This window comes from Sulfitobacter sp. SH22, assembly GCF_965641905.1.
GTDB lineage: Bacteria > Pseudomonadota > Alphaproteobacteria > Rhodobacterales > Rhodobacteraceae > Sulfitobacter.
In genome coordinates this window covers 90,118-113,515 of the sequence record NZ_OZ282573.1, presented here as the reverse complement: position 1 = coordinate 113,515, position 23,398 = coordinate 90,118, and the positions used below count along the sequence as shown (strand labels likewise).

The window sequence follows — 23,398 nt, the reverse complement described above, 5'->3', positions numbered from 1 at the left end:
CGGGGTGTATCCAGCCTATCCGAGGGGTATAAATCAGAGGTCAGTGTCGCCGATTGCAGCCGCTTGGGCAAGCGCCGCTTTGGGCCTTGGCTGCACCAGATACAGGCCGGCAAACATCATAGCAAGCGCGATCCAAAGTGTCGGCGCATAGGTTTCGGACAGGATGATCTTGGCCCAAATCAGCCCGAAGCCGGTCACCAGATAACTGACCTGAACGGCAAAGACAGACCCCGCCCGCCCCACAAGCCACATGTATCCGGCATAAACGACCACATGCACCAGCGCGGACACCACCAGCGCCCATTGCGGCAGATCCCACGGCGGGGTCGGGTCGATGAACTGGCCGGTCATCAGCGTCACGGGCAGCAGCAAAACCGCCCCGATCAGCGATGCGCCTTGCAGCACCTGAAACGCGTCCAGATCAAGGGTGCCCCATTTGGCGATGATATTGCCCTCGAACGCATAGCAAAGGCCCGCGATCAGCCCGATGAGGATCCAGATGACCGGCAGGTTCATGGACATCGCCGTGCCCGGTGCCACCAGCAGCAACACCCCCGCCAGCCCGCAGGCCAGCCCGCCAAGGCGGCGAAAGCTGAAATGGTCGAGCCCCATGGCCAGCGCGACCGGAAAGGCGAACATCGGCACCAGGCTTAGCAGCAGCGACAGGACACCGGATGGCAGCCAGATCGCCGCTTGATACGAGGCTGAATTCGGCAGCACCGTGCCGATCACCGCGAGGATCAGGTAGAGCCGCAGATAGCGCGGGCCGAACGGCAGGGGTTTGCGCCGTGCCGCGTTGATCGCCGTCATGAACACGGCACCGATCACCATCTGCCAGAACACCAGCCCGAAATGCTGATAGCCAGTGCTGACCGAAATCTTGGTCAATGGTTGGGTAAAGCCCCAGCCCGCCCCCAGCACCGCCAGAAACGCGGTGTAAAAGGCTATCTGGCCGCGTGTCACGGGGCGCTTTGTTGCAGCTTGCCGCCTTGGCGCACGGGGACGATGCGGGTCGCCTTGCCGGTGCGGTCATCGGTTTCGATATAGACGCCGGACAGGGTTGCCTCTTCGTTGGCGGGGGTAAAGCGGTCTTTGGGCATGCCGGTGATAAAGCGGCGCAAGGGTTCGGTTTTTTCCATCCCGATAACGGAATGGTAATCGCCGCACATGCCTGCATCAGTCAGATAGGCGGTGCCGCCGGGCAGGATCATCGCGTCGGATGTGGGCACATGGGTGTGGGTGCCCACGACAAGGCTGGCGCGCCCGTCGCACCAATGGCCCATCGCCATCTTTTCCGATGTCGCCTCGCAATGCATGTCGACAATGATCGCCGATGCCAGACCGCCAAGCGGATGGGATTTCAACACAGGCTCAAGCGCGGAAAACGGGTCGTCAAAGGGCCGTTTCATGAACACCTGACCAAGGGCTTGCGCCACCAGAACCTTGCGCCCGTTTTGTGCCGTGAACAGGCGCGCGCCGCGGCCCGGTGCATTTTTCGAAAAATTCAACGGCCGGATAATGCGCTGTTCCTGTTCGATAAAGCTGAGCATGTCTTTTTGGTCAAAGGCATGATCGCCCAGCGTCAGACAATCTGCGCCCGCATCAAGCAGGGTTTTGGCATGCAGGCCGGACAGCCCCATGCCCGAAGTTGCATTTTCGCCGTTCACCACGATGAAATCGAGCTTCCAGTCCTTGCGCAGACGGGGCAGGTTTTCACTGATCGCACGGCGGCCGGCACGGCCCATGACATCGCCAAGAAAGAGTATTTTCATGCCCCCAGCGTTAGGCCGAGGCGCGGCCAAGGGCAAGGGGCTGTGCGATGGAAATTTGCCCGCTTTGCCAAAACGCAGCCCAAGACGCAGCGGTATCAGCCTTCGACGGCATGGCCGAACACCGCGATGGCAAAGCCCAATGCGGCCAGCAAGGCGAAGCCGATGCAGCGTGGGCCTGCGCCCTGTCTGCCCGCGCTGAGCGCCGCGATGGCCGCTTGCAGCGCATAGTAAACCGCAAAGGCCCGCGAGGCATAGCTGATGATCTGGAACACATCGGCCCCCCAGGTCAGCACCAAGCCGATCAGCGTCAGCAGAACATACCCCATGCGGGGGCTGATCCGCCTGCCCGACATCTCGTACATCAGCCCGCCGGACCCGCTGGTATCGGCCACCGCCGCACTGAACTGCGCGGCCAGGGCAGCAACGACCAGCAGAACGGGCAAGATCGGGGCGACGATGCCCATCATGTCAACAATGGCGGTTTCGCTGAAAGACAGGTCATGGCGTTCGAACACATAGGCCAGCAGCACGATGTAGATCATGTAAATTGCCGCAGACAGCCATTGCGCCCATTTCATCGACTTCACACGGGTGTCGGTATCATAGCTGTCGCCCAGATAGCGCGAGGTCTCGAAACCCTGCACAGTGACGATCAGGCCAAACCCCAAGGTAAGCGCCGCCCAGCCCGACAATTCCGTCGGGATCACCACCAGCGTTCCCGCCTGCGCCTTGCCCCAAAAGAACGCCGAAAGCGCCACCAGCAGCCCCGCGATGATCGCCAGTTTGATCGTGACGCTGATATATTCCATCCGCTCGAGCGAGGCGAACCCCCGTGTCCAGCCCACAGAGAGGATCACAAGATAGACCGCACTGGTCAGCACCCGTGCCCCGACATCGCTGTCAAACGCGGTCAGACTGACCCCGAAGGCCCCGAAAAGGTTCAGATAATAGGCGACGGACACGATATAGGCAAAGCTCAGCGCCCAGGAGGATGTCGCCTCAAGCCCCGGTGCCAACACTTCGCCAGCTTCGATCCTGCGCATATTATACCGGATCGCGCCCCCGAACAGATAGGCCACCACGCAAAGGACCGCCATGACCGGCGGGGCAAGCCAGCCGAACTGCGCCATCAGGATCGGCCCCAGAACCAGAAAGCCGCTGCCGATGATGGAAGCCAGCGGTGTCGTCATTGCCTCCCAGACGGTGGAGCGGCGCAGGGGCCCCGACCACAGCAGCAGCGCCGCAAGGGCAATCGCCCCAAGTATGGAGCCCGTCAAAATCACCTTTTTATGTCAATCACGCCTGCTTCGGTGACGATCATATCCAGCGGTTCATCTGTGGGTTCCAAGGGCAGCTCGTCGACCTCTTGGCCCGCAAAGGCAAAACCGATCGCCAGCGTCGCGCGCCGCGCGCGCAGTTGCGCCAGGCTGCGGTCATAGAAACCACCGCCATAGCCCAGCCTGTCCCCGCGACGGGTAAAGGCCAGCAAGGGCACGATCAGGATTTCGGGCTCAAAGAAATCTTCGACCAAAGGGATCAGTGCCCCGAACGGCCCGTCGGTCATCGCGGCATCCGGCGTCCAGCGCGAAAACCGCAATGGCTGGTCCGGCCCGATGATAACCGGCACGCCAACCACCCCATGGGCAGAGGCCTCGGCCATTGCAGGGCGCGGGTCGATCTCGGTGCGGATGGGCATGAAACCGGACAAAGGTACGCCACGATAGCCAGCCAACACCTCGCTTAAATATCCCGCCTGCGCGCCATTGGCAGCATCAAACAACGGTTTGCGCCGGGCGAAACCCGCCTTGCGCGCCGCATCCTTGATGGCCGCCAGATCGGTCACAGCAACACCGCCGCCGCAAGGCCAAGGAACGCGAAAAAGCCGACCACATCGGTCACGGTGGTCACGAAGGCCCCCGATGCAAGGGCCGGATCAACGCCGATCCGTTCCAGTATAATCGGGATACCCGTCCCGGCCAATCCGGCCACGACCATGTTGATCACCATCGCCGTGGCAATCACATAGCCCAGCGCGGGCGACCCGAACCAGATCACGCCCACAATCCCCATGATCACCGCAAAGATGACCCCGTTGATCAACCCCACCAGACATTCACGCCGGATCACCCGCCAGACGTTCGATCCGGTCAAATCGCGTGTTGCAATCGCGCGCACCGCCACGGTCAGGCTTTGGGTGCCTGCATTCCCGCCCATCGACGCCACGATCGGCATTAGCACCGCCAGTGCCACAATCTGCGCAAGGGCGACTTCGAACTGCGAAATCACCATGGACGCGGCAATCGCGGTCAGCAGGTTGACCGCCAGCCACGGCAAACGCTGCTTGGTCGTCTCTATCACACGGTCCGAAAGGGACCCCTCGCCCACACCCGCCAGACGCAAGATGTCTTCCTCGTGTTCCTCATCCAGAACCGACATGGCGTCATCAATGGTGATCACCCCGATCAACCGCCCCTCGTCATCGACCACGGGCGCAGAAATCAGGTGATACTGGTTGAACGCATAGGCGACATCGCCCTCCGCCTGCATGGCGGGGATCACCTGAAATGTGTCTTCCAGAATATCCTTCAGCAAGGTCGCGCGTTTTGAGCGCATCAGCTTGCCCAAGGTCACGTTGCCCACAGGGTGCAGACGCGGGTCAACCATCACGATGTGATAGAACTGGTCTGGCAAATCCTCTTCGGGGGTTTTGCGCAGATGATCAATCGCTTCGCCCACTGTCCAATGCTCGGGGGCCATCACGACCTCGCGCTGCATCAGGCGGCCTGCGGAATATTCCGGATAGGCCAGCGCCTGTTCGACGGCGGCGCGGTCGACATCTTCCAACGCGCCCAAAATTGCTTCGGCCTGCGCGTCTTCCAGATCCTCGATCAGGTCAACAACATCATCGCTGTCCATGTCACGCACAGCGTCAGACAAGACCTGCGGCGTCAGAATCCCGATGACTTCCTCGCGGATGGATTCATCAAGCTCCGACAGGATTTCCCCGTCAAACTCGCGATCATAAAGCCGGATCAGCTTGGTCCGCTCGAAACTGCTGATCTGCTCCAAAAGGTCGGCGATGTCCGCCGCGTGCAGCGGCTCCATCAGCTCGGTCAGGCGCTCGGCATCATCAATCTCGACCGCATAAAGGATCGAGGCAACGGCTTTTTTGTTCAGCTTGTAAGCCTCGGATTCGTCTTCAACTTCGGGGCTGAATTCAAGTTCTTGCGTTTCATCAGACATTGCGCGACCCCTTGGTGATTTTCGCGGACAATAAGCATCGCCAAGCAGGGATACAATGGTGCGAAAAGGGGCACTGGACCAATTGTTCCTCCCCCTCCAAGGCCCTAAGGTAGCACCATGACACAGCACACCCTGCTCATCGGCCATACTCTGGTTTTCTCTGCAAACCCGCTGACCCAAAATTGGGAGGACGCGGTGTCAATCGACACGGCGGGCGGCGTTGTGATCAAGGAGGGCCACATCGTCGCGGTGGGACCCGCCGCCGACCTGCGCAAGGCCTATCCCCAAGCGGTGGTGACCGACTATGGCGATGCGTTGATCTGTCCGGGATTTGTCGATGCCCATGTACACTATCCCCAAACGGCCATCATCGCCAGCTGGGGAAAACGGCTGATCGACTGGCTGAACCAATATACCTTCCCCGAAGAAATGCGCCTGTCCGATCCGGACTATGCCCGCCAGATCGCCGATCGCTATCTCGATCTGACCCTTTCCCATGGCACCACAACGGTGTGCAGCTATGCGACAATCGCCCCGCACAGCGTCGACGCCATCTTTACCGCCGCCGCAGCACGCGGACAGCGGATCGTGGCGGGCAAAACCTGCATGGATCGCAACGCGCCAGACGGGCTGCGCGACACCGCACAAACGGCCTATGACGACAGCAAGACCCTGATCGACCGCTGGCATGGCAAGGGGCGCGCCAGCTATGCGATCACGCCCCGCTTCACACCGACCTCAACGCCGGAACAACTGGCCGCCTTGGGGGCGCTTTGGGCGGAACGGCCCGACTGCCTGATGCAAACCCATCTCAGCGAACAGGTCGACGAAATCGCATGGGTGCGCGAACTTGTCCCCCATGCGCGCGACTATCTTGACACCTATCAGGAACACGGGTTGCTGGGCGACCGCGCCGTCTTCGGCCATGCGATCCACCTAGACCCCCGCGAGATCGCCCAGATTGCCGAAAGCGGGGCGGCAATCATCCATTGCCCGACCTCGAACACCTTTATCGGATCGGGACTGTTTGACATGGCCGGGCTTGCTGCCCGCAACATCCCAATTGGCCTTGCGACCGACACCGGCGGTGGCTCGTCCTTTTCAATGCTGCGCACCATGGCCGCAGCCTACGAGATCGGTCAATTGCGCGGCACCCCGTTGCACGCCGCACAGCTGATGTGGCTCGCCACAGCCGGATCTGCCCGCAGCCTGCACCTGCACGACAAAATCGGCAGCCTTACCCCAGGACACGAGGCAGACATCACCGTGCTCGGCCTGTCCTCCACCCCCGCCATCGCACAGAGGGCAAAAAACGCGGAAACCATCTGGGACAAACTCTTTGCCACCATCATGATGGGCGATGACCGCGCCATCCGCGACGTCTGGGTCGGCGGCAAAAAACGGGCCTAGCCCCTTTCATTTTGCCAAATAAACTCCCTGCGGAGCATCCGACATAGCTGCGCGCAGGCGGTCTGAAACTATGGGCTCACCCCGCCCCCTGGCACCCATAAAAACAATGTGGCGCAGCCACGCCGCTGGCTTGGCTCAACAAGGTGCCGCGAGGACCATGGCCCAAATGCGGTCCGGCCCCTCAAACAGGCCAAACGATACTACCTTGCGGTTGACCATATTTGCATAATGCCCCGGAGACGTCGCCCAGCCTTGCATGACCTGACCAAGGTCGCGCTGGCCCTTGGCCAGGTTTTCCGCAACGAAACACCACTTGTAACGCTGCTTTTTCACGCGGTCGCCGACCGATGACCCGTTACGTCCCTCGTGGGAAAAATAGCGGTGCTTGGCCATATCCAGCGCATGGGCCTTTGCCGCCGCCTCAAGCTGGGTCGAATAGGTAATTGGTGCCACGCCCCTTGATGCACGCAAGTCGTTCAAGGCTTGCGTCGCCGCCGGGTTGGCAAGCACCGGTGACGATATCGCCACCAACACAGCACATATTATCGCAAATTGTTTCACATCTGGGCCTGCAGCCCTTGGACCAGCGTCTTTTGCCGCGCTACTTGGGCCTGCAAATCTATGGTTTGGACCTGCCCGTCCTGAACGATCCTGCGGCCCTCGACCAACAGATCACGCACCACACGCGGGCCCGCCATCAGCAAGGCCGCCGGATCCCAGCTGCCAGCGCTTTCAATGCCGCTGACGTCCCAAATGGCAATATCGGCACGCGCGCCGACGGCAATCCGCCCGCATTCAGGCCGCCCCAGAATATCGGCACCGCCGCGGGTTGCGATTTCCAGCGCCTCGCGGGCGCTCATTGCGTCAGCGCCAAGGGCCACACGTTGCAGCAACATCGCCTGACGCGCCTCGGCGATCAGATTGCCTGCATCATTGCTGGCCGATCCGTCCACGCCCAACCCCACAGGCACACCTGCGTCACGCATGGCACGCACAGGCGCGATGCCCGACCCAAGACGGCAGTTGGAACAGGGGCAATGGGCAACACCGGTTCTGGTCTGCGCAAACAGGTCAATCTCGCTTTGGTCCAGTTTGACACAATGGGCATGCCAGACATCTGGGCCAACCCAGCCCAGATCCTGTGCATATTGCCCCGGACGACAGCCGAATTTTTCAAAAGAATAAGCGATATCCTGATCGTTTTCCGCCAGATGGGTGTGCATCATCACCCCTTTGTCGCGTGCCAGCGCTGCGGCATCGCGCATCAGATCGCGGCTGACAGAGAAAGGCGAACAGGGGGCAACCGCGACACGGCACATCGACGCGGGGCTGGCGTCGTGAAAGGCGTCAATCACGCGAATGCAGTCTTTCAGGATCGCAGCTTCGTCTTCGACCAAGGCATCGGGCGGCAGGCCGCCATCGCTTTCGCCAATGCTCATCGCGCCACGGGTCGGTTGAAACCGGATGCCGATTTCAGCGGCGGCATGAATGGTGTCTTCCAGCCGCGTGCCGTTGGGATAGAGGTACAGATGGTCCGCACTTAGCGTACAGCCCGACAGCGCCAGCTCCGCAAGGCCGATCTGGGCCGAGGTGAACATATGGTCCGGCGTGAACCGCGCCCAAATCGGATAGAGCGTGCGCAGCCACCCGAACAACAGCGCGTCCTGTCCGCCCGGAACCGCACGGGTCAACGTCTGGTACAAATGGTGATGCGTGTTCACAAGGCCCGGTGTGACGACACATCCTGCCGCGTCAATGACCTCGCCCTCGCACGTCAGCCCCTGCCCTATTTCGGCAATGGCACCGTCGCGGATCACGATATCTGCACCGGACAATTCGCGGCGGGTATCATCCATCGTCAGGATGCTGTCGGCGTTGCGGATCAGAACAGATGTCATTCCGGACAAGCCCCCAGAATGGCCAAGGCCTGCGCGTGGATTTCGGCGTTTGCAGCGGCGATAATCCGGCCCCCCTGATGGGCGGGACCACCTTGCCAGTCGGTCACAATGCCACCGGCGGCCTGGATCACCGCGATGGGTGCCTGAACGTCATAGGCTTGCAAGCCTGCTTCGATCACCAGATCGACCTGCCCGGCCGCGACCAATGCATAGGCATAGCAATCCATGCCATAGCGGGTCAGCTGCGCGCGCTGTGCCACTTGGGCAAAGGCCGCGCCTTCGATGCCGGTGCCGACTTCGGGAAATGTGGTAAAAACGATCGCTTCGGAAAGATCACGCGGGGCGCGGGTTTTCAGGGTATGGGTGCCGCTTGGCCCCGTCACCGTTGCAAGCCCCGGCCCGCCAATGAACCGTTCGCGGATGTAAGGTTGGTCAATGATCCCGAAAAACGGCCCCGTACTGTCGCTCAGCGCGATCAACACCCCCCATGTGGGCGTGCCAGACATGAACCCGCGTGTGCCATCAATCGGGTCCAACACCCATGTCAGACCAGAGGTACCGGCAACGGCACCATATTCTTCGCCCAACACCGCGTCATCGGGGCGTTCGCGGGCCAGAATGTCCAGCATCGCCCGCTCTGCTGCGCGGTCAGCTATGGTGACAGGATCAAAGCCTTGCGCCAGTTTGTTATCGGCAGACAGCGCCGCCGTTCTGAAATGGGCAAGGGTCTCGTGCCGCGCTGCATCGGCCAGCAAATGGCCAACGCGCATGATATCGGGGTCAAGGGTGTCTGGTGTGCTCATGGCATTGAACTGCCACTATATTGCAATCGTTGCAAGAACCCTGCGGGGATGCCGCGTCAGGCCACATCACTCAACACGCGCGCCAGTTCGAACAGGCGGCGGCGTTGGTTTTCAGGAATTGCATAGTAAGAACGCACCAGATCCATCGCTTCCTTATCGCCAACCAGATCGGCGGGGATGTTGTCCGGTACGGAAGCGGATTTATGCTTTTCGACTTCAAGCCCCTCAAAGAAATGTGCGACTTCAATTCCCAATGCATCCGCAATATCCCACAGACGCGATGCGCTTACGCGGTTCGCCCCGGTTTCGTATTTTTGAATTTGTTGGAATTTAATCCCCACCAGTTCAGCAAGTTTTTGTTGCGTCATTCCGGCCAACCAGCGGCGCTGTCGAATACGTTGCCCTACGTGAACATCTACTTTGTGTGGCATAAAAATACTCTTTCCAGTTGTAAGCACCCGCTGGGGTGCTGTACTTTTACATTTAACGGAAGCGGGTCAACATGACCGTCCCCGCCTACTTGTGAACATTTCAAATCATTAACCAGCCACAATAAACCTCCTGTGCGGCTGATTATAAATAGCTTGTGCGCCAACAATTTTCCAGTGGCGTTATTGGCGGCAGTTCCAAGAAAAAGGAAATACATCCATGACGTGCAAACATTCTAACACTAAAACCTATGTGTGCAAAATGACTTTGTGTAATCTGGCTTAATTTTCGGCAAAAATCACCCTCGTCGGGGGAATTCAATTTTTGCCATTTGGAAAACAGCTTACTTTCAGCCGTTTAGAACCACCATCCGAAATCGTTAAACAGGGACAAACCAGCGCAAGGTTTGGCGAACGCTCTTGGTTATTTGTCAGAGACCGCCGTTGAACATTGATAAACCCCGCTGGAAGCCCGTTTACGCGAACATGTCACGGATCATTGTCGCAAGCGAATCATGGACCGTGTTGCGCGTCGATAAGGCACCGTAAAGGTTAATATTCTGGCCCGGCAGATTCGGCAGCGCGCCGTGATGGCTCACGCGCTCTAGGTGGGGTGGTTCGGTGCCTTCGATCATCGCATGCACGGCAAGGTCGGCACTGACCGTCGCCTCGATGGTGCGGTCGCTTTCTGTTTCAACGATGACGTCCCATTTTACGCCGTGGCGGTCCAATGCTTCGACGACATTGGGCCGAAAGGTGCAAAATCTGCCAAAGGCCAGTTTAAGCGGCCGCTGGCGCCACGCGGCCCCACCCTGCGCGCCAATCCAGACCAACGGCTTGGTGCACAGCGTTTCGCCCCCGGTATCCAGCGCGGTTTCGGTGGTCATGATCAAATCGCATGTGCCTTTGGCGAACGCGTCCTTCAGGGTTCGGGTATAGGAGGATTCCAATTGCACCCGCACACGGGGAAAAGCCGACTTGAACTGCTTTAGCACCTGGGGAATGGTCGGATAGACAATGTCATGCGGCACTCCAAGGGTGATCACCCCCTCATGCGCCTGATCGGTCAGCCTGCCGATCATTTCGTCATTCAAGGCGATCATCCGGCGGGCGTAAGTCAGCACCTGTTCGCCGCTGGCCGTCAAGGCAATCGTACGGCCTGAGCGGTCCAGAAGCTCAAGGCCCAGCAGGTCTTCGAGCCGTTTAAGCTGCATGGAAACAGCCGATTGTGTAAGATGCAGGAACCCTGCTGCACGGGTCACGCCCCCTGAATCGGCGACCGCGACAAAGGATCGAAGCGTGGTGATATCAAGGTTTCTCATTCATCTGTCCATGCGATTGAATTCATGCGAACCATTCACAAATGTGATGGTTATGGCAAGGCTCTGCGCGTGCAATCCGCCGCTCAGGACTGAGATTCACTGAAAATTAGGTTTTCCGGGTCAGATTGCTGCGTAAATTTCAATCAAAGGGATAAATTACGGTCGGGCGGACAAATTTTCAATCGGGCGGCCAACCGGCGGGAATTGGGTGCCAAAACCCGCGGAAACAGTCGATGCCGGAATGCGGTAGCAGTATTTTAACCACCCAAGGATAATCGTGCGAAAAGCCTTGAAAACCAATGCAAGTCACCCGATATTCAAACCAATACCGGGATAGGAATACCAATCCCGTAAATTTTTGACCTATTTGGAGGACTTTCATGGCCGACGTGAATACAATCCGGTCCGCAGCCGGATCCCGCGCCGCCGCTATCGACGAGGGGCTGCGCACCCACATGAACAAGGTGTACGGCACCATGTCGATTGGCATGTTGATCACCTTTGCTGCTGCTTGGGCAATTTCCGGTCTTGCGGTGACAACCGACCCCGCAGCTGCCGTTGCGCAGATCGGTACTGACAAATACCTGACGTCCTTGGGCTCGGCCCTGTACATGTCGCCGCTTAAATGGGTCGTCATGTTCGCGCCGCTTGCCTTTGTCTTCGGCCTTGGTGCCGCCATGAACAGAATCTCGGCTGCGACTGCGCAAACACTGTTTTATGCGTTTGCCGCTGTCATGGGTGTGTCCATCAGCTCGATCTTCCTGGTGTTTACCGGATATTCGATCGTTCAGATCTTCCTGATCACCTCGATCGCCTTTGCCGGTCTGTCGCTCTGGGGTTACACCACCAAGAAAGACATCTCTGGCTGGGGAAGCTTCCTGATCATGGGTGTGATCGGCCTGATCGTTGCATCTGTCGTCAACATCTTCCTGGGGTCGCCTGCGCTGGTTTTCGCAATCTCTGCCATCGGCGTGCTGATCTTTGCCGGTCTGACCGCGTATGACACACAGAACATCAAAGCCACCTATCTTGCCCACGCCCATCACGGCGACCAAGAGTGGCTGGCAAAGTCCGGTATCATGGGCGCACTCAGCCTGTACCTGAACTTTATCAACATGTTCATGATGTTGCTGCAACTGTTCGGCAACCGCGAATAAGCGTTTCTTCTACGCTTGAGACTATTGAGGCCCGTCAGAGCAATCTGGCGGGCCTTTTTCATGGCCTGCCAGTTCCCCCTCTGGTCCCCATTGCCCCTTGCATGCCCCCAGGTCATCGCGTGTGTTAGGCATAAGCCCGCGCACAGAAAGGACCGCCCCATGCTGGAACTCCGCCCCAATTGCGAAATGTGTGACAAAGACCTTCCGCCAGACGCCGCTGAGGCGCGGATATGCAGTTACGAATGCACCTTTTGTGCCACCTGTGTTGAGGACGTATTGCACGACGTTTGCCCCAACTGCGCGGGCGGCTTTGTGCCGCGTCCGATCCGCCCGAAAACCGCCCGGCGCAGGGGCGTCAGTCTGCTGCACCAACCGGCGTCTGACAAACGCCGCAGCCTGAAATACAGCATTGAGGATATCGCGGCAAACACAGCGGCAACCAAAGCCATCCCGCCGCAAGACCGCTAGGGCCCTTCAGGGCCTGTGTAAACGCGACTGATCATTATGCCTAAGTGCAAAAGGGGCGCGTCAGACGGCGACGTCGAAGAACTGGCCAACGCCTGCGGTGAACACCATCGCCACGACACCCCAGACCACGGCGCGGATCAGGGCGGGTCGCATCGGTGCGCCGCCCAGCCGCGCGCCACCCGCCCCCAAAAGGGCCAGCGCCAATACCGCGACAGCCGCAATGGCCGGAATATTATAGATCGTTGAGACAAGCAGGGCCGCCGCCAAGGGAAAGGCACCCCCCACGAAAAACGCCCCAGCCGAAGCACCTGCCGCCTGTAGCGGGTTCGCCTGACCTGCAAGGCCGAACATGCCCAACTCCTCGCGGGCATGGGCCCCAAGGGCGTCGTGGTCGGTCAATTGCGCCGCCACTTTCAGCGCCAGTTTCGGCTCCACGCCGCGGGTCGCCAGCCCTTCGGCCAGCTCTTCCAACTCGTAGTCGGGATCGTCCTCAAGGGCGATGCGTTCGCGCTCAAGATCGGCTGATTCCACGTCGGCCTGCGCCGAGACGGATACATATTCCCCCGCAGCCATCGACAATGCGCCCGCCGAGAGACCCGCAATCCCCGTCAGTGCGATGTTTTCAGACACCATCCCCGCCGAGGTCACCCCGACAAGCAGGCTCGATATCGACACGATGCCGTCATTGGCCCCAAGCACTGCCGCACGCAGCCAATTGCTTCGGTTGATAAAATGGCCGTCTTTGGGCATGGGATCACCTTTGGATGCCGATCACCTTTGGATGCAGGTGCTGCAGGTTCACTGGTAATAAACGCAAAAGACCGCACACAAGGGTGCGGTCCTGCAATCCGTTAGAAGGGCAGATCTTACTTGATCTTGCCTTCTTTGTATTCGACGTGCTTCCGAATAACGGGGTCGTACTTTTTGATGACCATCTTTTCGGTCATGGTACGCGCGTTTTTCTTTGTTACGTAGAAATGGCCTGTGCCCGCGGACGAGTTCAGACGGATCTTGATCGTGGTTGGCTTCGCCATAGTCGTTCTCCTGCAAGTACGAGAAGGCCGCTTTTCGGCCAAGCCTCGTGAAATCCTGAGATTTGGGTTCTAGTCACGCCAGCCCCCGAGTCAACCGCTATTTCCCCACCAATGCGGAAAGGAGCCGGAAAATTCGAATTTTCCGTAGCGGAATTTTCAAAAAATTCCGATCGGGGTCTGAAAAGATGCGCGGAGGGCCTATAAGCCGGATTTTGTCCCTGCCCGAAGACAGGGGATGACCATTCCTCTGACCCTGCAGTTACCTGCAGGGCTATAGCTGCCAACCCGGACCTGCTGGGGCAGAAAAAGCCCCGCTGTGCCTGTTGCCAGACGCAGCACGCGGTCCCTATTTGGCATTGCTCCCGGTGGGGCTTGCCGTGCCAGCGATGTTACCATCCCCGCGGTGCGCTCTTACCGCACCGTTTCACCCTTACCGCCCCGGTGGTATCGGTTGCCCGACCCGCCGGGGTTGGCGGTTTGTTTTCTGTGGCGCTATCCGTCGGGTTGCCCCGCCCGGGCGTTACCCGGCACCGTTTTTTCTTGGAGTCCGGACTTTCCTCGACCCTGTTGCCAGGACCGCGGCCATCCAGCCCTCCGCGCGCTGCACGCCTAGCGCCTTGAGCCCTGCGGGGTCAATCTGTTTTGATCCGGGGATGCCTCCGGCGGGGATTTATTTCCATTTGGAAGCAGAGGCGCGGGAAAACACATGTCTTCTGCGCAAAGCGGGCCGGAAAGCCAGGGTGAGAAACGCAGGCGCGTTGCAGACAGGAGCGTTGCGATCGGCACGTCGGCTGTGAAGCCCGCGTTTTTCGCCTGCGCTTTAAAGGCCTCTTCGGTTGGGGTTGCGGTCAATGCCGAAGCGTTTGCCCGCTCTGCCAGACCTTGCCGTGCAAGGCGCGCCCAATCGAAATGGCGGCCGGGATCCGACTTGCGCCCCGGTGCCATATCAGAATGGCCGATGATCCCTTCTGGTGGTATGCCCCAGCGGTCCATTATGCCGCGCAGCAGGCATTCAAGGGCGCGTATCTGCGGCTCGGAGAACGGATGGGTGCCCTTGTTGTCCAGCTCTATCCCGATCGAGCGGGAGTTGATGTCGTCCTGCCCTGCCCATTCGCCCTGCCCTGCGTGCCAAGCGCGTTGGTCTTCTTCGACCATCTGGATGATGTCGCCCTGCCCCGAGATCAGATAGTGCGCTGACACCTCGGCTGCGGGGTCACAGAGCCGTTCCAGCGCATCTGCGGTGGATTGCATGGCGGTATAGTGGATCACAACGAGCGAGGGCCGCAGCCCGTCCCGGCGCGGCCCTTGATTTGGCGAGAGATGTTTGATGATTTCCGTCACGCCAAGGGCTTACCCTTGAATGGCGCGCCGATAAGGCGACGGATCCCAGTTGCAGGCATAGCCGTCGCCATCCGGGTCCATTCCGGCGCGGTCACGTTCCGGGCCACCTGCGCTCAGGAACGCAATCTGCGCCTGATCCGGGTGGCTGTATTCTGCACAGGCGCGGGCGAATTTACGTTCTTTGTTAAATCCGCGGCGGGTGTAGACCGACGTTCCCACGCTATGTTTGTTCTGCAATGCGTAGGCCACGATATTGGGGCCTGCTTCGGTACGGTCTGGCAATGCTTCGGGCTGGACAACGCGGTATTGCGCCCGGTTGGCCGCGATCATTGCCGCATCGCCTTCGATGCTGCGCTCGCCCGAGACAGCGTCAAAGTTGTTTTCCTGCGAAATCCCTTCGGCATTCAGAACCGGCGGTGCTGCATTCGCGGGGCTGGCATTAATGGGTTCAACGCCAGAGTTGGTCGCAGCATCGTTGCCCAAGCCGCCCGGGCGCGTCGCATCAAGCACGCGCGCCGTTTCGGCAGCCGTGGAGGCGGCAGAGCCGTCATCGACAGCATTCAACGGTGTCGCGTTGACCGCCGACGGTGCAGGCAATGCCGTCTGAACGCCTGTGGCCAAGGCCGCGTCACGTTTGAATTGCTGCGCTTGGAATGAATCAAACCCAGCCCCGCGACCGCTATCGGGTATTGCGGGTTGGCACGCCGATAAGGCCATGCCCAAGGCTGCGACAAGCGAAATAGGTTTAATCATTGGCTCTGCTTTTTTATTGACTGCTTAATTGGCGCTGTTTTACCACCATTTCGCAGGCTTGGCTACAAAGCCGGCCGCTTTCTCAAGCGCATAGGCGGTTGATAGCAGATCGGCCTCTTCCCAGGGGCGTCCGATCAGTTGCAGCCCCAAGGGCAGGCCCTGCGAACTGGTGCCTGTCGGCAGCGCAATACCTGGCAGACCGGCAAGGTTGACCGTGACGGTAAAGACGTCGTTCAGATACATCGCCACCGGATCCGCATCCGTCATTTCACCCAGACCAAAGGCGGCCGACGGGGTCGCTGGCGTCAGGATACTGTCGATACCTGCCGCAAAGGCATCCTCAAAATCTTTCTTGATCAGCGTGCGTACCTTGCGGGCACGGTTGTAATAAGCGTCGTAGAACCCGGCACTTAGCACATAGGTGCCGATCATCACGCGGCGCTGCACTTCGGGGCCGAACCCTTCGGCTCGGGTTTTTTCGTACATCTCGGTGATGCCGTCGCCGTGGTCCAGCTTGGCGCGGTGACCATAGCGTACACCATCATAGCGCGCGAGGTTGGAGGATGCCTCGGCCGGAGCAATCACGTAATAGGCGGGAAGCGCGTATTTGGTGTGCGGCAGCGAAATATCGACAATCTCGGCCCCGGCATCGCGCATCATCGCAATGCCGTCCTGCCAGAGCTTTTCAATCTCTTCGGGCATGCCATCCATGCGGTATTCGCGTGGGATGCCGATCTTTTTACCACGAATGTCGCCGGTCAGCGCCGCTTCGAAATCAGGCACGGCCAGGTCGGCTGATGTGCTGTCCTTGGCGTCATACCCTGCCATCGCACCCAGCATGATCGCCGCATCGCGCACGGTTTTGGTCATCGGGCCCGCCTGATCCAGCGAGGACGCAAAGGCCACGACGCCCCAGCGTGAACACCGGCCGTAGGTCGGCTTGATCCCGACTGTACCGGTAAAGGCCGCAGGCTGGCGGATGGACCCGCCCGTATCTGTCCCCGTTGCCGCCAGACATAGATCCGCTGCAACCGCCGCGGCAGACCCGCCCGACGATCCGCCCGGTGTCAGCTGCGCATCATCGCCCGCACGCCGCCAGGGGTTGACCGCATTGCCATAGACGGATGTCTCGTTCGACGACCCCATGGCGAATTCGTCCATGTTCAGCTTGCCCAGCATCACAGCGCCCGCGTCAAACAGGTTCTGCGAAACGGTGCTTTCATACTCTGGCAGGAACCCTTGCAAAATGCGCGAACCGGCTTGCGACGGCACACCCTTGGTGCAGAACAGATCCTTGATGCCGATCGGCAGGCCGCACATGGCAGGCGCATCGCCCGCCTTGATCCGCGCATCGGCAGCCTTTGCCTGATCGCCAGCCAGTTCGGCCGTGTGGTGGACAAAGGCGTTCAACGCGCCTGCCCCCTCAATTGCCGTCAAACAGGCGTTGGTCAGCTCGACCGACGATACATCCCCCTTGCGCAACGCATCGCGAGCTTCGGCAAGACCCAGTTTGTTCAAATCAGCCATTATTCAACCACCTTCGGAACCGCAAAAAATCCTTCGCGCGCGTCGGGCGCATTGGCCAGAATCTTGGCCTGCTGATCGCCGTCACGCACCACATCATCGCGCCGCTTCAAAACCTGAGGCGTGACCGAGGTCATCGGCTCGACGCCATCCACATTCACCTCGTTCAGCTGCTCGATAAAGCCAAGGATGTTGTTGAATTCCTGTGCCAGCGCAGGCAATGCGTCTGGTTCAACCTTGATACGGGCCAGCTTGGCCACCCGTGCGGCGGTGGTCTCGTCAATGGACATGGGCGCTCCTAATCTCTTTATCTGCCGTTTACCGCCCCCCGCTGCCCCCTGCAAGTCCGGGGCAGGCCGTCATTGGCCCAATCCGGCCCTCTCAGCTTCATTTTGCCAAATAAACTCCCGCCGGAGGCTCCCCAAAGCGGCAACACACGCTAAACTCTCGGTAATGAAACAAAGGAATGACACATGAATATCATTTGGCTAGGCCACGGCAGCTTTCGCATCGAACTCGAAGATCAGGTGATTTTGATTGATCCCTGGCTGACCGGAAACCCGATGCTAGGCGATGAACACCACGCAGACGCGCTGGCGGGTGTGACGCAAATTCTGGTGACGCATGGCCATTTCGACCACACTCAAGACCTCAAGATGGTTGCCGAAAAAACCGGTGCGCCGGTTGCGGGGATGGTCGAGTTGATGGGCTATTTCGGCGCGCATGGCGTCGAGAACACGACCGGTTTCAACAAGGGCGGCACGATCAAATGTGGCAAAGTGTCCGTGACGATGGTGCCTGCGTCCCATTCATCTTCGGTTCAGGGTGACAACGGCCCGGTCTACACGGGTGCCGAAACCGGGTTCATGATCTCGGGCGAAGGCCACACGATCTATGTCTCGGGCGACACGGGGATCATGGCCGACATGGAATGGATGGGCGACTATCACAAACCCGATATCGGCATCCTAAGCGCGGGCGGTTTTTACACGATGGACATGGCGCAGGCAGCCTATGCGGCCAAGAAATACTTTGATTTCAAGACCGTAATCCCCTGCCATTACCGGACCTTCGGCGCGCTGGAAAAATCGGCCGAGACCCTGATCGCAGGCCTTACCGGCGTGGATGTGATCGAACCGCAAGTGATGCAGCCCATCACACTCTGACCGTCAATCCGCACCAAGACTAATCCGCAACAGCTTTGCGGCGCACCAGACAAACCGTATTGCCGCTGCGCAGGATCAGGTCGTTTTTATACGGCAACGTCCTGCGCGCGGCTTTGGGATCAATGGCAAGCTCGGCGCAAAGCTCGAATGCGTCAGGCCCCAGAACGGTATAGCGAAAAGGCATGTTCGTGACGGGATCATTCCGGTTCGCGTCCGGCCGTCCAAAGCAGGGTTCCAGTTCTTCAAGATTGTCCGGCAAGACGCGTTTGGGCTGGCCCACGCAGGCGATTTGATCTGCCAGCACATCCAGATCGAACACGCGCTGGCGATCCTGGTCGACCATGCGGGCATATTCCGGCCCGCCAACCACCCAAAGCCCGACCCCGATCGCAAAGGCGACCACCAGACAAAACCCGATGAACAACAGTCGGTTCATTCAGGCTCCCCCTGCCGCATCGCATTAGCGTAAAACAGGAATATCCCGCCCGCGACAAGGCTGACAATCACGGCCTTGGCCATGAATTGCAGGGTAAAATCCCCCGTCAGCAGGGCATAGATCGTCGCGATCAGATCCCCCAGCAACGTGGCCGCGGCCAGCAGCAGCGCAATATAGGTCAGCCATTTTCGAATGGCAGACCGGTAAAGAGCCGGATCATGGGCCAGTTTCCGCCGCTCGCGCAAGGTCAGCCACAAATACAGCGGGGCCGTGACGATCAGCACGGAGACGCCAAACCTGATCCGTTCAATGGCGACATAGCTGTCATCCTCGAACAGCATATCGACAAGCACTTGCAGCACGATCACCAGATTGATGGCACCGATCAACAGCACCCCGAATGTCAGCGCATAGATAAAGAAGTCGCGCGCAGACACCGTTTGCACAGGCCGTGGCACGGGCGGGGTGAATGGCGTTTCAGCCCAGGCCCCCAAGGCCTCCCTGATTTCGCTCTCGCTCCAGCCGGCCTCGATCAACGCGCCGGTAATATCGGGCCGGCTTTTGCCCGCGACCAGCGCATCGCGCACGAAAAGGCTTAACTCGTCTCGATTTGCCATCGTCTATCCTTTTCTTTTTGCAGTGAAAAATACCTTTAGCACGGTTTCGGCCTCTTGGGCGGCGATCCCGTCGTATACTTCGGGCACATGGTGGCATTGCGCGTGGCTGAACACCCGTGCGCCCTGTGCCACGCCCCCTGATTTGGGATCACTGGCCCCGTAATACAGCCGCGCAATCCGTGCTGCCGATATCGCACCGGCACACATCGCGCAGGGTTCCAGCGTGACATAAAGCGTGTGATCGCCCAACCGTTCCGATCCGGTGGCCTCGCAGGCCGCCCGGATCGCCAGCATTTCGGCATGGGCGGTGGGGTCATTCAATTCGCGGGTTCTGTTGCCCGCTGCCGCCACGATCTGGCCTTGCGGTCCAACGACCACAGCGCCCACAGGCACTTCGCCACGCAAGGCGGCGGCGCGGGCTTCGTCCAATGCGGCTGACATATATGAAGTAAAGGCCATCCGCTCACTTGGCCGCAAATGCAGGTCTTTCGCAAGGGCGCGAAACAAGGTAAGCGCTGAATTATGAGCCAAGATAAACCCACACAGCCCCCTCAAGCCGGCACACCCGCCGGTGACCGTATCGCCAAAGTTCTGGCCCGCGCTGGCCTTGCCAGCCGCCGGGAAGCCGAACGCATGATCGAAGCCGGGCGCGTCCGCGTCAACGGCGTCCAGATCGATTCGCCCGCGTTGAACGTGACGGCGTCCGACCAGATCAGCGTCGATGGCAAACCTGTGGGCGACCCAGAACCGCCGCGCATGTGGCTGTATCACAAGCCGACCGGCCTTGTGACGACCAACCGCGATGAAAAAGGGCGCGGCACGATTTTTGACGATCTGCCCGAAGACATGCCGCGCGTGATGAGCGTGGGACGGCTTGATTTGAACTCCGAAGGGTTGCTGCTGCTGACCAATGACGGCGAGGTAAAGCGCAAGCTTGAACTGCCCTCGAACGGCTGGTTGCGCCGCTACCGTGTTCGCGTGAACGGTCGCCCGTCCGACGAAGCGCTTGAGCCCCTGCGCCAGGGCATCACCGTGGATGGCGAACAGTTCCAGCCCATGACCGTGACGCTGGACCGTCAGCAAGGCGCGAACGCCTGGCTGACGGTGGGCCTGCGCGAAGGCAAGAACCGCGAAATCCGCCGCGCGATGGAGGCTGTGCATCTGTCGGTCAACCGTCTGATCCGCACCAGCTATGGCCCGTTCCAGCTGGGTGAGTTGAAACCCGGCGAAGTCGAAGAGCTGAAGCGCAAGGTCGTGCGCGACCAGTTGGGCCTTGAGATCGAGGACAACACCGGCACCGCGATCAAGAAAAAGCCGAGCCACATCGTCAAGCGCAAGCCGCGCAAGCCCGGCATGCCCGGCCCCGGCCGCCCCGGTCTGCCCAAAGAACCGGGCGAAAAGACCGCGACCGGCAAAACCATCCCCGGCAAGCCCAAGCCCGGTTACGGCAAGTCCAAGCCTGCGCGCCCCGCGTCAGATGGCCCTGCCCCGCGCAAATTCGGCACGCGGGTCAAAAGCACGCGAAACTCGTAACCGCGTTGACGTAGGGCAGCCTGCCCCTGCCATTGCCCCGGAATCCCTAGCGAGCCGCCCAAAGAACGCCTATATACGGCTCAGAGGGGAATTTAGATGGCTCGATTGCTTCTATTTGCCATTTTATTGGCGCTGGTTCTTGCGATTGTTTACGTATTGTTGACAATTGTGACCCGGACGTTGGACGCGGGACAAAACATGTTGAGACCCCAACACGGACAAACCAAAGAGGGCCTGATGGTACCAACACCGTTTCAAAAGATCACTTATGCTGCGTTGATTGTGCTGTTGTTCGGCGTCGCGACCGGCTGGCTGGGGGGGCTCTGATGGTCCAGCGTTACGGTGGCAAATACAGCCAGAATGGTGACACCGCCCCCAAACCCCTTGCAAAACGTGTCGAAGTCGACCCCGTGGGGGGCCGCGCGAATGTGCTGTTTATCCCTGCTGTCGTGTTGGTCTTTACGTCCTTGAATGACGGTGCGCAGGGGCTGGCATTGGGCTTGGTCGCGGCCGGTTTTCTGACCGCTGCGGCGCTGATGCTGCGCGAGGGGCTCAAGGCGCAAGCCGCCTATGTGGCCCGCAAGGTCGCCGAACGCCCCGCCCTGCCCCGCAAGATGATTGCAAGTGCGCTGACCGGAATTGGCGTTGCACTGGCCGCCTACAAGAATGACCCAAGCCTTGCCGCCGCCGTGATCTATGGGCTGGCCGCCCTTGGCCTGCATGTATCTGCATTTGGCATTGATCCGCTTTCCTCCAAGGGCATGGAAGGGGTCGACAGCTTTCAAAAGGACCGCGTGGCCCGTGTGGTCGAAGAGGCGGAAAAACACCTGAGCGCCATGACCGCTGCAATTGCCCGCGCCGGAGACCGTCAGGCGTCAGAGCGGCTGGCCGATTTCCAGACCACCGCCCGCACCCTGATCCGCACCGTCGAGGAAGACCCCCGCGACCTGACCGGTGCGCGCAAGTATCTGTCGGTTTATCTGTTGGGGGCCCGCGACGCGACAATCAAATTCGCGGATATCTATGCCAACACACGCGACGCGCAGGCCCGTGCCGACTATCTTGCGTTGCTGGATGATCTGGACAAAAACTTTGCCGCAAGAACGCAAAAATCGCTATTGGAAGACAAGACCGACCTGAACATTGAGATTGAAGTGCTGCGCGAGCGGCTGTCCCGAGAAGGCGTGCGCCTGAAATAAAGCGCGTCCACCAACGATTAGAAAGAGAACCACAATGTCCGACATCGTTCGCGAAAAAGCCACCCAGACTGTTGCACTGGTCGAAGAAGTTAACGCTATTGTGCTGGCCGATCCCGCGCCGGCCAATGCCATCGTGCCGCTTGAAAAAGCCGACGGCCCGCTGAGCCAGGAAATCAAGAGCCGCATGGCCGAAATCGATATGGCTGCAACCCAGTCGATCATTTCGTTCGGGTCCGCCGCACAGGCCGAATTGCAAGAAATCAGTCAGGCCATGTTGCAAGACGTGCGCAACAAGGATGTCGGCCCCGCCGGTGACAGCCTGCGCAACATCGTCACCACCATCCGTGGCTTTTCGGTATCCGAACTGGACGTCCGCCGCGACCGCAGCTGGTGGGAACGCCTGCTGGGCCGTGCCGCCCCCTTTGCCAAATTCACCGCAAGGTTTGAAAAGGTCCAAGGCCAGATCGACCGCGTCACCGACGAATTGCTCAGCCATGAGCACACCTTGCTCAAAGACATCAAATCGCTGGATATGCTCTATGAAAAGACGTTGCAGTTCTATGATGAACTGGCGCTTTATATCGCAGCAGGAGAGGCCAAGCTGGCCGAGCTTGATGCCACCGACATCCCTGCCAAGCAAGCCGCCGTTAAAGCCGCGCCTGAAAACGATCAGGTCATCCAGGCCCAGGAACTGCGCGACATGCGTGCCGCGCGCGATGATCTGGAACGCCGCGTGCATGACCTGAAACTGACCCGTCAGGTGACGATGCAATCCTTGCCCTCCATCCGTCTGGTTCAGGAAAACGACAAATCCCTGGTCACCAAGATCAATTCGACCCTCGTCAACACTGTGCCGCTTTGGGAAACGCAGCTGGCGCAGGCCGTGACAATCCAGCGGTCCCGCGAGGCGGCCGTGGCCGTGCGCGAAGCCAATGACCTGACCAACGAGCTGCTGACCTCGAACGCGAAAAACCTGCGCGAAAGCAACAAAATCATCCGCACCGAGATGGAGCGGGGCGTCTTTGACATCGAAGCGGTCAAACAGGCCAATGCGGATCTGATCGGCACGATCGAGGAATCGCTCCAGATCGCGGATGAAGGCAAAGCCAGACGCGCTGCCGCCGAACATGATCTTGAGGAAATGGAAGCCAAACTGCGCGATACGCTCGCAGCAGCATCGGCTTCGAAACCCGCCGCATAAGGGTGAGGCGCGGTTAACGGTGGTGCGGATCGGTCAATTCAAACGTTGGTTAGGGACAGGGGCGGCAGGTTTGCTGCTGACGGCCTGTGCCTG

The 23,398-nt window shown here is 59.7% G+C and carries 27 protein-coding genes and 1 other RNA gene; 8 read left to right on the top strand and 20 right to left on the bottom strand.

Annotation, left to right across the window (positions count from 1 at the left end; all coding sequences use genetic code 11):
• Positions 1 to 33 precede the first annotated feature (33 nt).
• From ACSQ13_RS02645 to mgtE, 5 genes are all read right to left on the bottom strand, one after another.
• The gene (locus tag ACSQ13_RS02645) at positions 34 to 963 is read right to left on the bottom strand and encodes a DMT family transporter (RefSeq protein ID WP_295511835.1); all 930 of its coding nucleotides are present in this window, start codon (positions 961 to 963) and stop codon (positions 34 to 36) included.
• Entirely contained in the window at positions 960 to 1,772 is an 813-nt protein-coding gene (locus ACSQ13_RS02640; RefSeq protein ID WP_176248555.1) for a TIGR00282 family metallophosphoesterase, read from the bottom strand. Before ACSQ13_RS02640 ends, ACSQ13_RS02645 begins: the two co-directional genes overlap by 4 nt.
• Before the next feature lie 95 nt (positions 1,773 to 1,867).
• On the bottom strand, positions 1,868 to 3,055 hold the full coding sequence (locus ACSQ13_RS02635) for a hypothetical protein (protein WP_295511833.1): 1,188 nt from the start codon (positions 3,053 to 3,055) through the stop codon (positions 1,868 to 1,870).
• Positions 3,052 to 3,615: a 5-formyltetrahydrofolate cyclo-ligase gene (locus tag ACSQ13_RS02630; RefSeq protein WP_295511831.1), complete on the bottom strand. Its 564-nt coding sequence runs from the start codon at positions 3,613 to 3,615 to the stop codon at positions 3,052 to 3,054. The genes ACSQ13_RS02635 and ACSQ13_RS02630 overlap by 4 nt, the downstream gene beginning before the upstream one ends.
• A complete protein-coding gene (gene mgtE, locus ACSQ13_RS02625) occupies positions 3,612 to 5,015 on the bottom strand; it encodes a magnesium transporter (protein ID WP_176248558.1) in 1,404 nt (467 codons plus the stop codon). The genes ACSQ13_RS02630 and mgtE overlap by 4 nt, the downstream gene beginning before the upstream one ends.
• Before the next feature lie 117 nt (positions 5,016 to 5,132).
• Here mgtE and guaD point away from each other — a divergent pair, with 117 nt between their 5' ends.
• Positions 5,133 to 6,425 (top strand): guanine deaminase, encoded by a 1,293-nt coding sequence (guaD, locus tag ACSQ13_RS02620; protein WP_295511829.1) that lies wholly within the window; start codon positions 5,133 to 5,135, stop codon positions 6,423 to 6,425.
• Between the two features lie 135 nt (positions 6,426 to 6,560).
• On the opposite strand, the gene ACSQ13_RS02615 is transcribed toward guaD, so the two are convergent.
• From ACSQ13_RS02615 to ACSQ13_RS02595, 5 genes are all read right to left on the bottom strand, one after another.
• A complete protein-coding gene (locus ACSQ13_RS02615) occupies positions 6,561 to 6,935 on the bottom strand; it encodes a CAP domain-containing protein (RefSeq protein ID WP_295511914.1) in 375 nt (124 codons plus the stop codon).
• 47 nt (positions 6,936 to 6,982) lie between these two features.
• Positions 6,983 to 8,323 carry an 8-oxoguanine deaminase gene (locus tag ACSQ13_RS02610; RefSeq protein ID WP_295511827.1) on the bottom strand — a complete coding sequence of 447 codons (1,341 nt, stop codon included), beginning with the start codon at positions 8,321 to 8,323 and terminating at the stop codon, positions 6,983 to 6,985.
• Positions 8,320 to 9,126 (bottom strand): inositol monophosphatase family protein, encoded by an 807-nt coding sequence (locus tag ACSQ13_RS02605; RefSeq protein WP_176248561.1) that lies wholly within the window; start codon positions 9,124 to 9,126, stop codon positions 8,320 to 8,322. The genes ACSQ13_RS02610 and ACSQ13_RS02605 overlap by 4 nt, the downstream gene beginning before the upstream one ends.
• Before the next feature lie 56 nt (positions 9,127 to 9,182).
• Complete coding sequence (locus ACSQ13_RS02600) at positions 9,183 to 9,557, bottom strand: helix-turn-helix domain-containing protein (RefSeq protein ID WP_176248562.1); 375 nt, start codon at positions 9,555 to 9,557, stop codon at positions 9,183 to 9,185.
• Positions 9,558 to 10,030: 473 nt separating this feature from the next.
• The gene (locus ACSQ13_RS02595; protein WP_176248563.1) at positions 10,031 to 10,876 is read right to left on the bottom strand and encodes a LysR family transcriptional regulator; all 846 of its coding nucleotides are present in this window, start codon (positions 10,874 to 10,876) and stop codon (positions 10,031 to 10,033) included.
• Positions 10,877 to 11,256: 380 nt separating this feature from the next.
• Between ACSQ13_RS02595 and ACSQ13_RS02590 the strand changes: the two genes are divergently transcribed.
• Both ACSQ13_RS02590 and ACSQ13_RS02585 read left to right on the top strand, forming a co-directional pair.
• The gene (locus ACSQ13_RS02590; RefSeq protein ID WP_176248564.1) at positions 11,257 to 12,033 is read left to right on the top strand and encodes a Bax inhibitor-1/YccA family protein; all 777 of its coding nucleotides are present in this window, start codon (positions 11,257 to 11,259) and stop codon (positions 12,031 to 12,033) included.
• 159 nt (positions 12,034 to 12,192) lie between these two features.
• A complete protein-coding gene (locus ACSQ13_RS02585) occupies positions 12,193 to 12,501 on the top strand; it encodes a DUF1272 domain-containing protein (RefSeq protein ID WP_176248565.1) in 309 nt (102 codons plus the stop codon).
• Between the two features lie 60 nt (positions 12,502 to 12,561).
• Here ACSQ13_RS02585 and ACSQ13_RS02580 read toward each other — a convergent pair whose 3' ends face one another.
• The 7 genes from ACSQ13_RS02580 to gatC all read right to left on the bottom strand — a co-directional run bounded on the left by ACSQ13_RS02580 (position 12,562) and on the right by gatC (position 17,443).
• A complete protein-coding gene (locus tag ACSQ13_RS02580; RefSeq protein ID WP_176248566.1) occupies positions 12,562 to 13,251 on the bottom strand; it encodes a VIT1/CCC1 transporter family protein in 690 nt (229 codons plus the stop codon).
• 116 nt (positions 13,252 to 13,367) lie between these two features.
• The gene (gene rpmG / locus ACSQ13_RS02575) at positions 13,368 to 13,535 is read right to left on the bottom strand and encodes a 50S ribosomal protein L33 (RefSeq protein WP_005852281.1); all 168 of its coding nucleotides are present in this window, start codon (positions 13,533 to 13,535) and stop codon (positions 13,368 to 13,370) included.
• Positions 13,536 to 13,720: 185 nt separating this feature from the next.
• Positions 13,721 to 14,133, bottom strand: an RNA gene (gene rnpB / locus ACSQ13_RS02570) — RNase P RNA component class A.
• A gap of 11 nt (positions 14,134 to 14,144) precedes the next feature.
• Positions 14,145 to 14,876: an N-acetylmuramoyl-L-alanine amidase gene (locus ACSQ13_RS02565; protein ID WP_255200083.1), complete on the bottom strand. Its 732-nt coding sequence runs from the start codon at positions 14,874 to 14,876 to the stop codon at positions 14,145 to 14,147.
• A gap of 9 nt (positions 14,877 to 14,885) precedes the next feature.
• Positions 14,886 to 15,629 carry a hypothetical protein gene (locus ACSQ13_RS02560; RefSeq protein ID WP_176248567.1) on the bottom strand — a complete coding sequence of 248 codons (744 nt, stop codon included), beginning with the start codon at positions 15,627 to 15,629 and terminating at the stop codon, positions 14,886 to 14,888.
• 39 nt (positions 15,630 to 15,668) lie between these two features.
• Positions 15,669 to 17,156 (bottom strand): Asp-tRNA(Asn)/Glu-tRNA(Gln) amidotransferase subunit GatA, encoded by a 1,488-nt coding sequence (gatA, locus tag ACSQ13_RS02555; RefSeq protein WP_176248568.1) that lies wholly within the window; start codon positions 17,154 to 17,156, stop codon positions 15,669 to 15,671.
• Positions 17,156 to 17,443, bottom strand: a complete 288-nt coding sequence (gene gatC, locus ACSQ13_RS02550) for an Asp-tRNA(Asn)/Glu-tRNA(Gln) amidotransferase subunit GatC (protein ID WP_176248569.1) — start codon at positions 17,441 to 17,443, stop codon at positions 17,156 to 17,158. The genes gatA and gatC overlap by 1 nt, the downstream gene beginning before the upstream one ends.
• A gap of 183 nt (positions 17,444 to 17,626) precedes the next feature.
• On the opposite strand from gatC, the gene ACSQ13_RS02545 reads away from it, so the two are divergent.
• The gene (locus ACSQ13_RS02545; RefSeq protein ID WP_295511820.1) at positions 17,627 to 18,319 is read left to right on the top strand and encodes a metal-dependent hydrolase; all 693 of its coding nucleotides are present in this window, start codon (positions 17,627 to 17,629) and stop codon (positions 18,317 to 18,319) included.
• A 19-nt stretch (positions 18,320 to 18,338) separates the two neighbouring features.
• On the opposite strand, the gene ACSQ13_RS02540 is transcribed toward ACSQ13_RS02545, so the two are convergent.
• Genes ACSQ13_RS02540 through ACSQ13_RS02530 form a run of 3 tightly spaced genes read right to left on the bottom strand, consistent with a single transcriptional unit; the run spans position 18,339 to position 19,831 of the window.
• On the bottom strand, positions 18,339 to 18,755 hold the full coding sequence (locus tag ACSQ13_RS02540; RefSeq protein ID WP_176248571.1) for a hypothetical protein: 417 nt from the start codon (positions 18,753 to 18,755) through the stop codon (positions 18,339 to 18,341).
• Positions 18,752 to 19,372, bottom strand: a complete 621-nt coding sequence (locus tag ACSQ13_RS02535) for a DUF5671 domain-containing protein (protein ID WP_176248572.1) — start codon at positions 19,370 to 19,372, stop codon at positions 18,752 to 18,754. The genes ACSQ13_RS02540 and ACSQ13_RS02535 overlap by 4 nt, the downstream gene beginning before the upstream one ends.
• A gap of 3 nt (positions 19,373 to 19,375) precedes the next feature.
• A complete protein-coding gene (locus ACSQ13_RS02530; protein WP_176248573.1) occupies positions 19,376 to 19,831 on the bottom strand; it encodes a nucleoside deaminase in 456 nt (151 codons plus the stop codon).
• A 63-nt stretch (positions 19,832 to 19,894) separates the two neighbouring features.
• Between ACSQ13_RS02530 and ACSQ13_RS02525 the strand changes: the two genes are divergently transcribed.
• The 4 genes from ACSQ13_RS02525 to ACSQ13_RS02510 all read left to right on the top strand — a co-directional run bounded on the left by ACSQ13_RS02525 (position 19,895) and on the right by ACSQ13_RS02510 (position 23,305).
• Positions 19,895 to 20,905, top strand: a complete 1,011-nt coding sequence (locus tag ACSQ13_RS02525) for a pseudouridine synthase (RefSeq protein WP_176248574.1) — start codon at positions 19,895 to 19,897, stop codon at positions 20,903 to 20,905.
• 96 nt (positions 20,906 to 21,001) lie between these two features.
• Positions 21,002 to 21,232: a hypothetical protein gene (locus ACSQ13_RS02520; protein ID WP_176248575.1), complete on the top strand. Its 231-nt coding sequence runs from the start codon at positions 21,002 to 21,004 to the stop codon at positions 21,230 to 21,232.
• Positions 21,232 to 22,104, top strand: coding sequence for a 5-bromo-4-chloroindolyl phosphate hydrolysis family protein (locus tag ACSQ13_RS02515; RefSeq protein WP_176248576.1), 873 nt, complete (start codon positions 21,232 to 21,234; stop codon positions 22,102 to 22,104). Before ACSQ13_RS02520 ends, ACSQ13_RS02515 begins: the two co-directional genes overlap by 1 nt.
• 34 nt (positions 22,105 to 22,138) lie before the next feature.
• Positions 22,139 to 23,305, top strand: coding sequence for a toxic anion resistance protein (locus tag ACSQ13_RS02510; RefSeq protein WP_176248577.1), 1,167 nt, complete (start codon positions 22,139 to 22,141; stop codon positions 23,303 to 23,305).
• The last annotated feature ends 93 nt before the right edge of the window (positions 23,306 to 23,398 follow it).

Coding starts and splice junctions, on each gene's coding strand:
- ACSQ13_RS02520 (WP_176248575.1), top strand. CDS start 21,002: ATGGCTCGATTGCTTCTATTTGCCATTTTATTGGCGCTGGTTCTTGCG.
- ACSQ13_RS02510 (WP_176248577.1), top strand. CDS start 22,139: ATGTCCGACATCGTTCGCGAAAAAGCCACCCAGACTGTTGCACTGGTC.
- ACSQ13_RS02640 (WP_176248555.1), bottom strand. CDS start 1,772: ATGAAAATACTCTTTCTTGGCGATGTCATGGGCCGTGCCGGCCGCCGT.
- ACSQ13_RS02590 (WP_176248564.1), top strand. CDS start 11,257: ATGGCCGACGTGAATACAATCCGGTCCGCAGCCGGATCCCGCGCCGCC.
- ACSQ13_RS02530 (WP_176248573.1), bottom strand. CDS start 19,831: ATGGCCTTTACTTCATATATGTCAGCCGCATTGGACGAAGCCCGCGCC.
- gatC (WP_176248569.1), bottom strand. CDS start 17,443: ATGTCCATTGACGAGACCACCGCCGCACGGGTGGCCAAGCTGGCCCGT.
- ACSQ13_RS02535 (WP_176248572.1), bottom strand. CDS start 19,372: ATGGCAAATCGAGACGAGTTAAGCCTTTTCGTGCGCGATGCGCTGGTC.
- ACSQ13_RS02580 (WP_176248566.1), bottom strand. CDS start 13,251: ATGCCCAAAGACGGCCATTTTATCAACCGAAGCAATTGGCTGCGTGCG.
- ACSQ13_RS02540 (WP_176248571.1), bottom strand. CDS start 18,755: ATGAACCGACTGTTGTTCATCGGGTTTTGTCTGGTGGTCGCCTTTGCG.
- guaD (WP_295511829.1), top strand. CDS start 5,133: ATGACACAGCACACCCTGCTCATCGGCCATACTCTGGTTTTCTCTGCA.
- rpmG (WP_005852281.1), bottom strand. CDS start 13,535: ATGGCGAAGCCAACCACGATCAAGATCCGTCTGAACTCGTCCGCGGGC.
- ACSQ13_RS02515 (WP_176248576.1), top strand. CDS start 21,232: ATGGTCCAGCGTTACGGTGGCAAATACAGCCAGAATGGTGACACCGCC.
- ACSQ13_RS02595 (WP_176248563.1), bottom strand. CDS start 10,876: ATGAGAAACCTTGATATCACCACGCTTCGATCCTTTGTCGCGGTCGCC.
- ACSQ13_RS02525 (WP_176248574.1), top strand. CDS start 19,895: ATGAGCCAAGATAAACCCACACAGCCCCCTCAAGCCGGCACACCCGCC.
- gatA (WP_176248568.1), bottom strand. CDS start 17,156: ATGGCTGATTTGAACAAACTGGGTCTTGCCGAAGCTCGCGATGCGTTG.
- ACSQ13_RS02545 (WP_295511820.1), top strand. CDS start 17,627: ATGAATATCATTTGGCTAGGCCACGGCAGCTTTCGCATCGAACTCGAA.
- ACSQ13_RS02600 (WP_176248562.1), bottom strand. CDS start 9,557: ATGCCACACAAAGTAGATGTTCACGTAGGGCAACGTATTCGACAGCGC.
- ACSQ13_RS02610 (WP_295511827.1), bottom strand. CDS start 8,323: ATGACATCTGTTCTGATCCGCAACGCCGACAGCATCCTGACGATGGAT.
- ACSQ13_RS02560 (WP_176248567.1), bottom strand. CDS start 15,629: ATGATTAAACCTATTTCGCTTGTCGCAGCCTTGGGCATGGCCTTATCG.
- mgtE (WP_176248558.1), bottom strand. CDS start 5,015: ATGTCTGATGAAACGCAAGAACTTGAATTCAGCCCCGAAGTTGAAGAC.
- ACSQ13_RS02585 (WP_176248565.1), top strand. CDS start 12,193: ATGCTGGAACTCCGCCCCAATTGCGAAATGTGTGACAAAGACCTTCCG.
- ACSQ13_RS02605 (WP_176248561.1), bottom strand. CDS start 9,126: ATGAGCACACCAGACACCCTTGACCCCGATATCATGCGCGTTGGCCAT.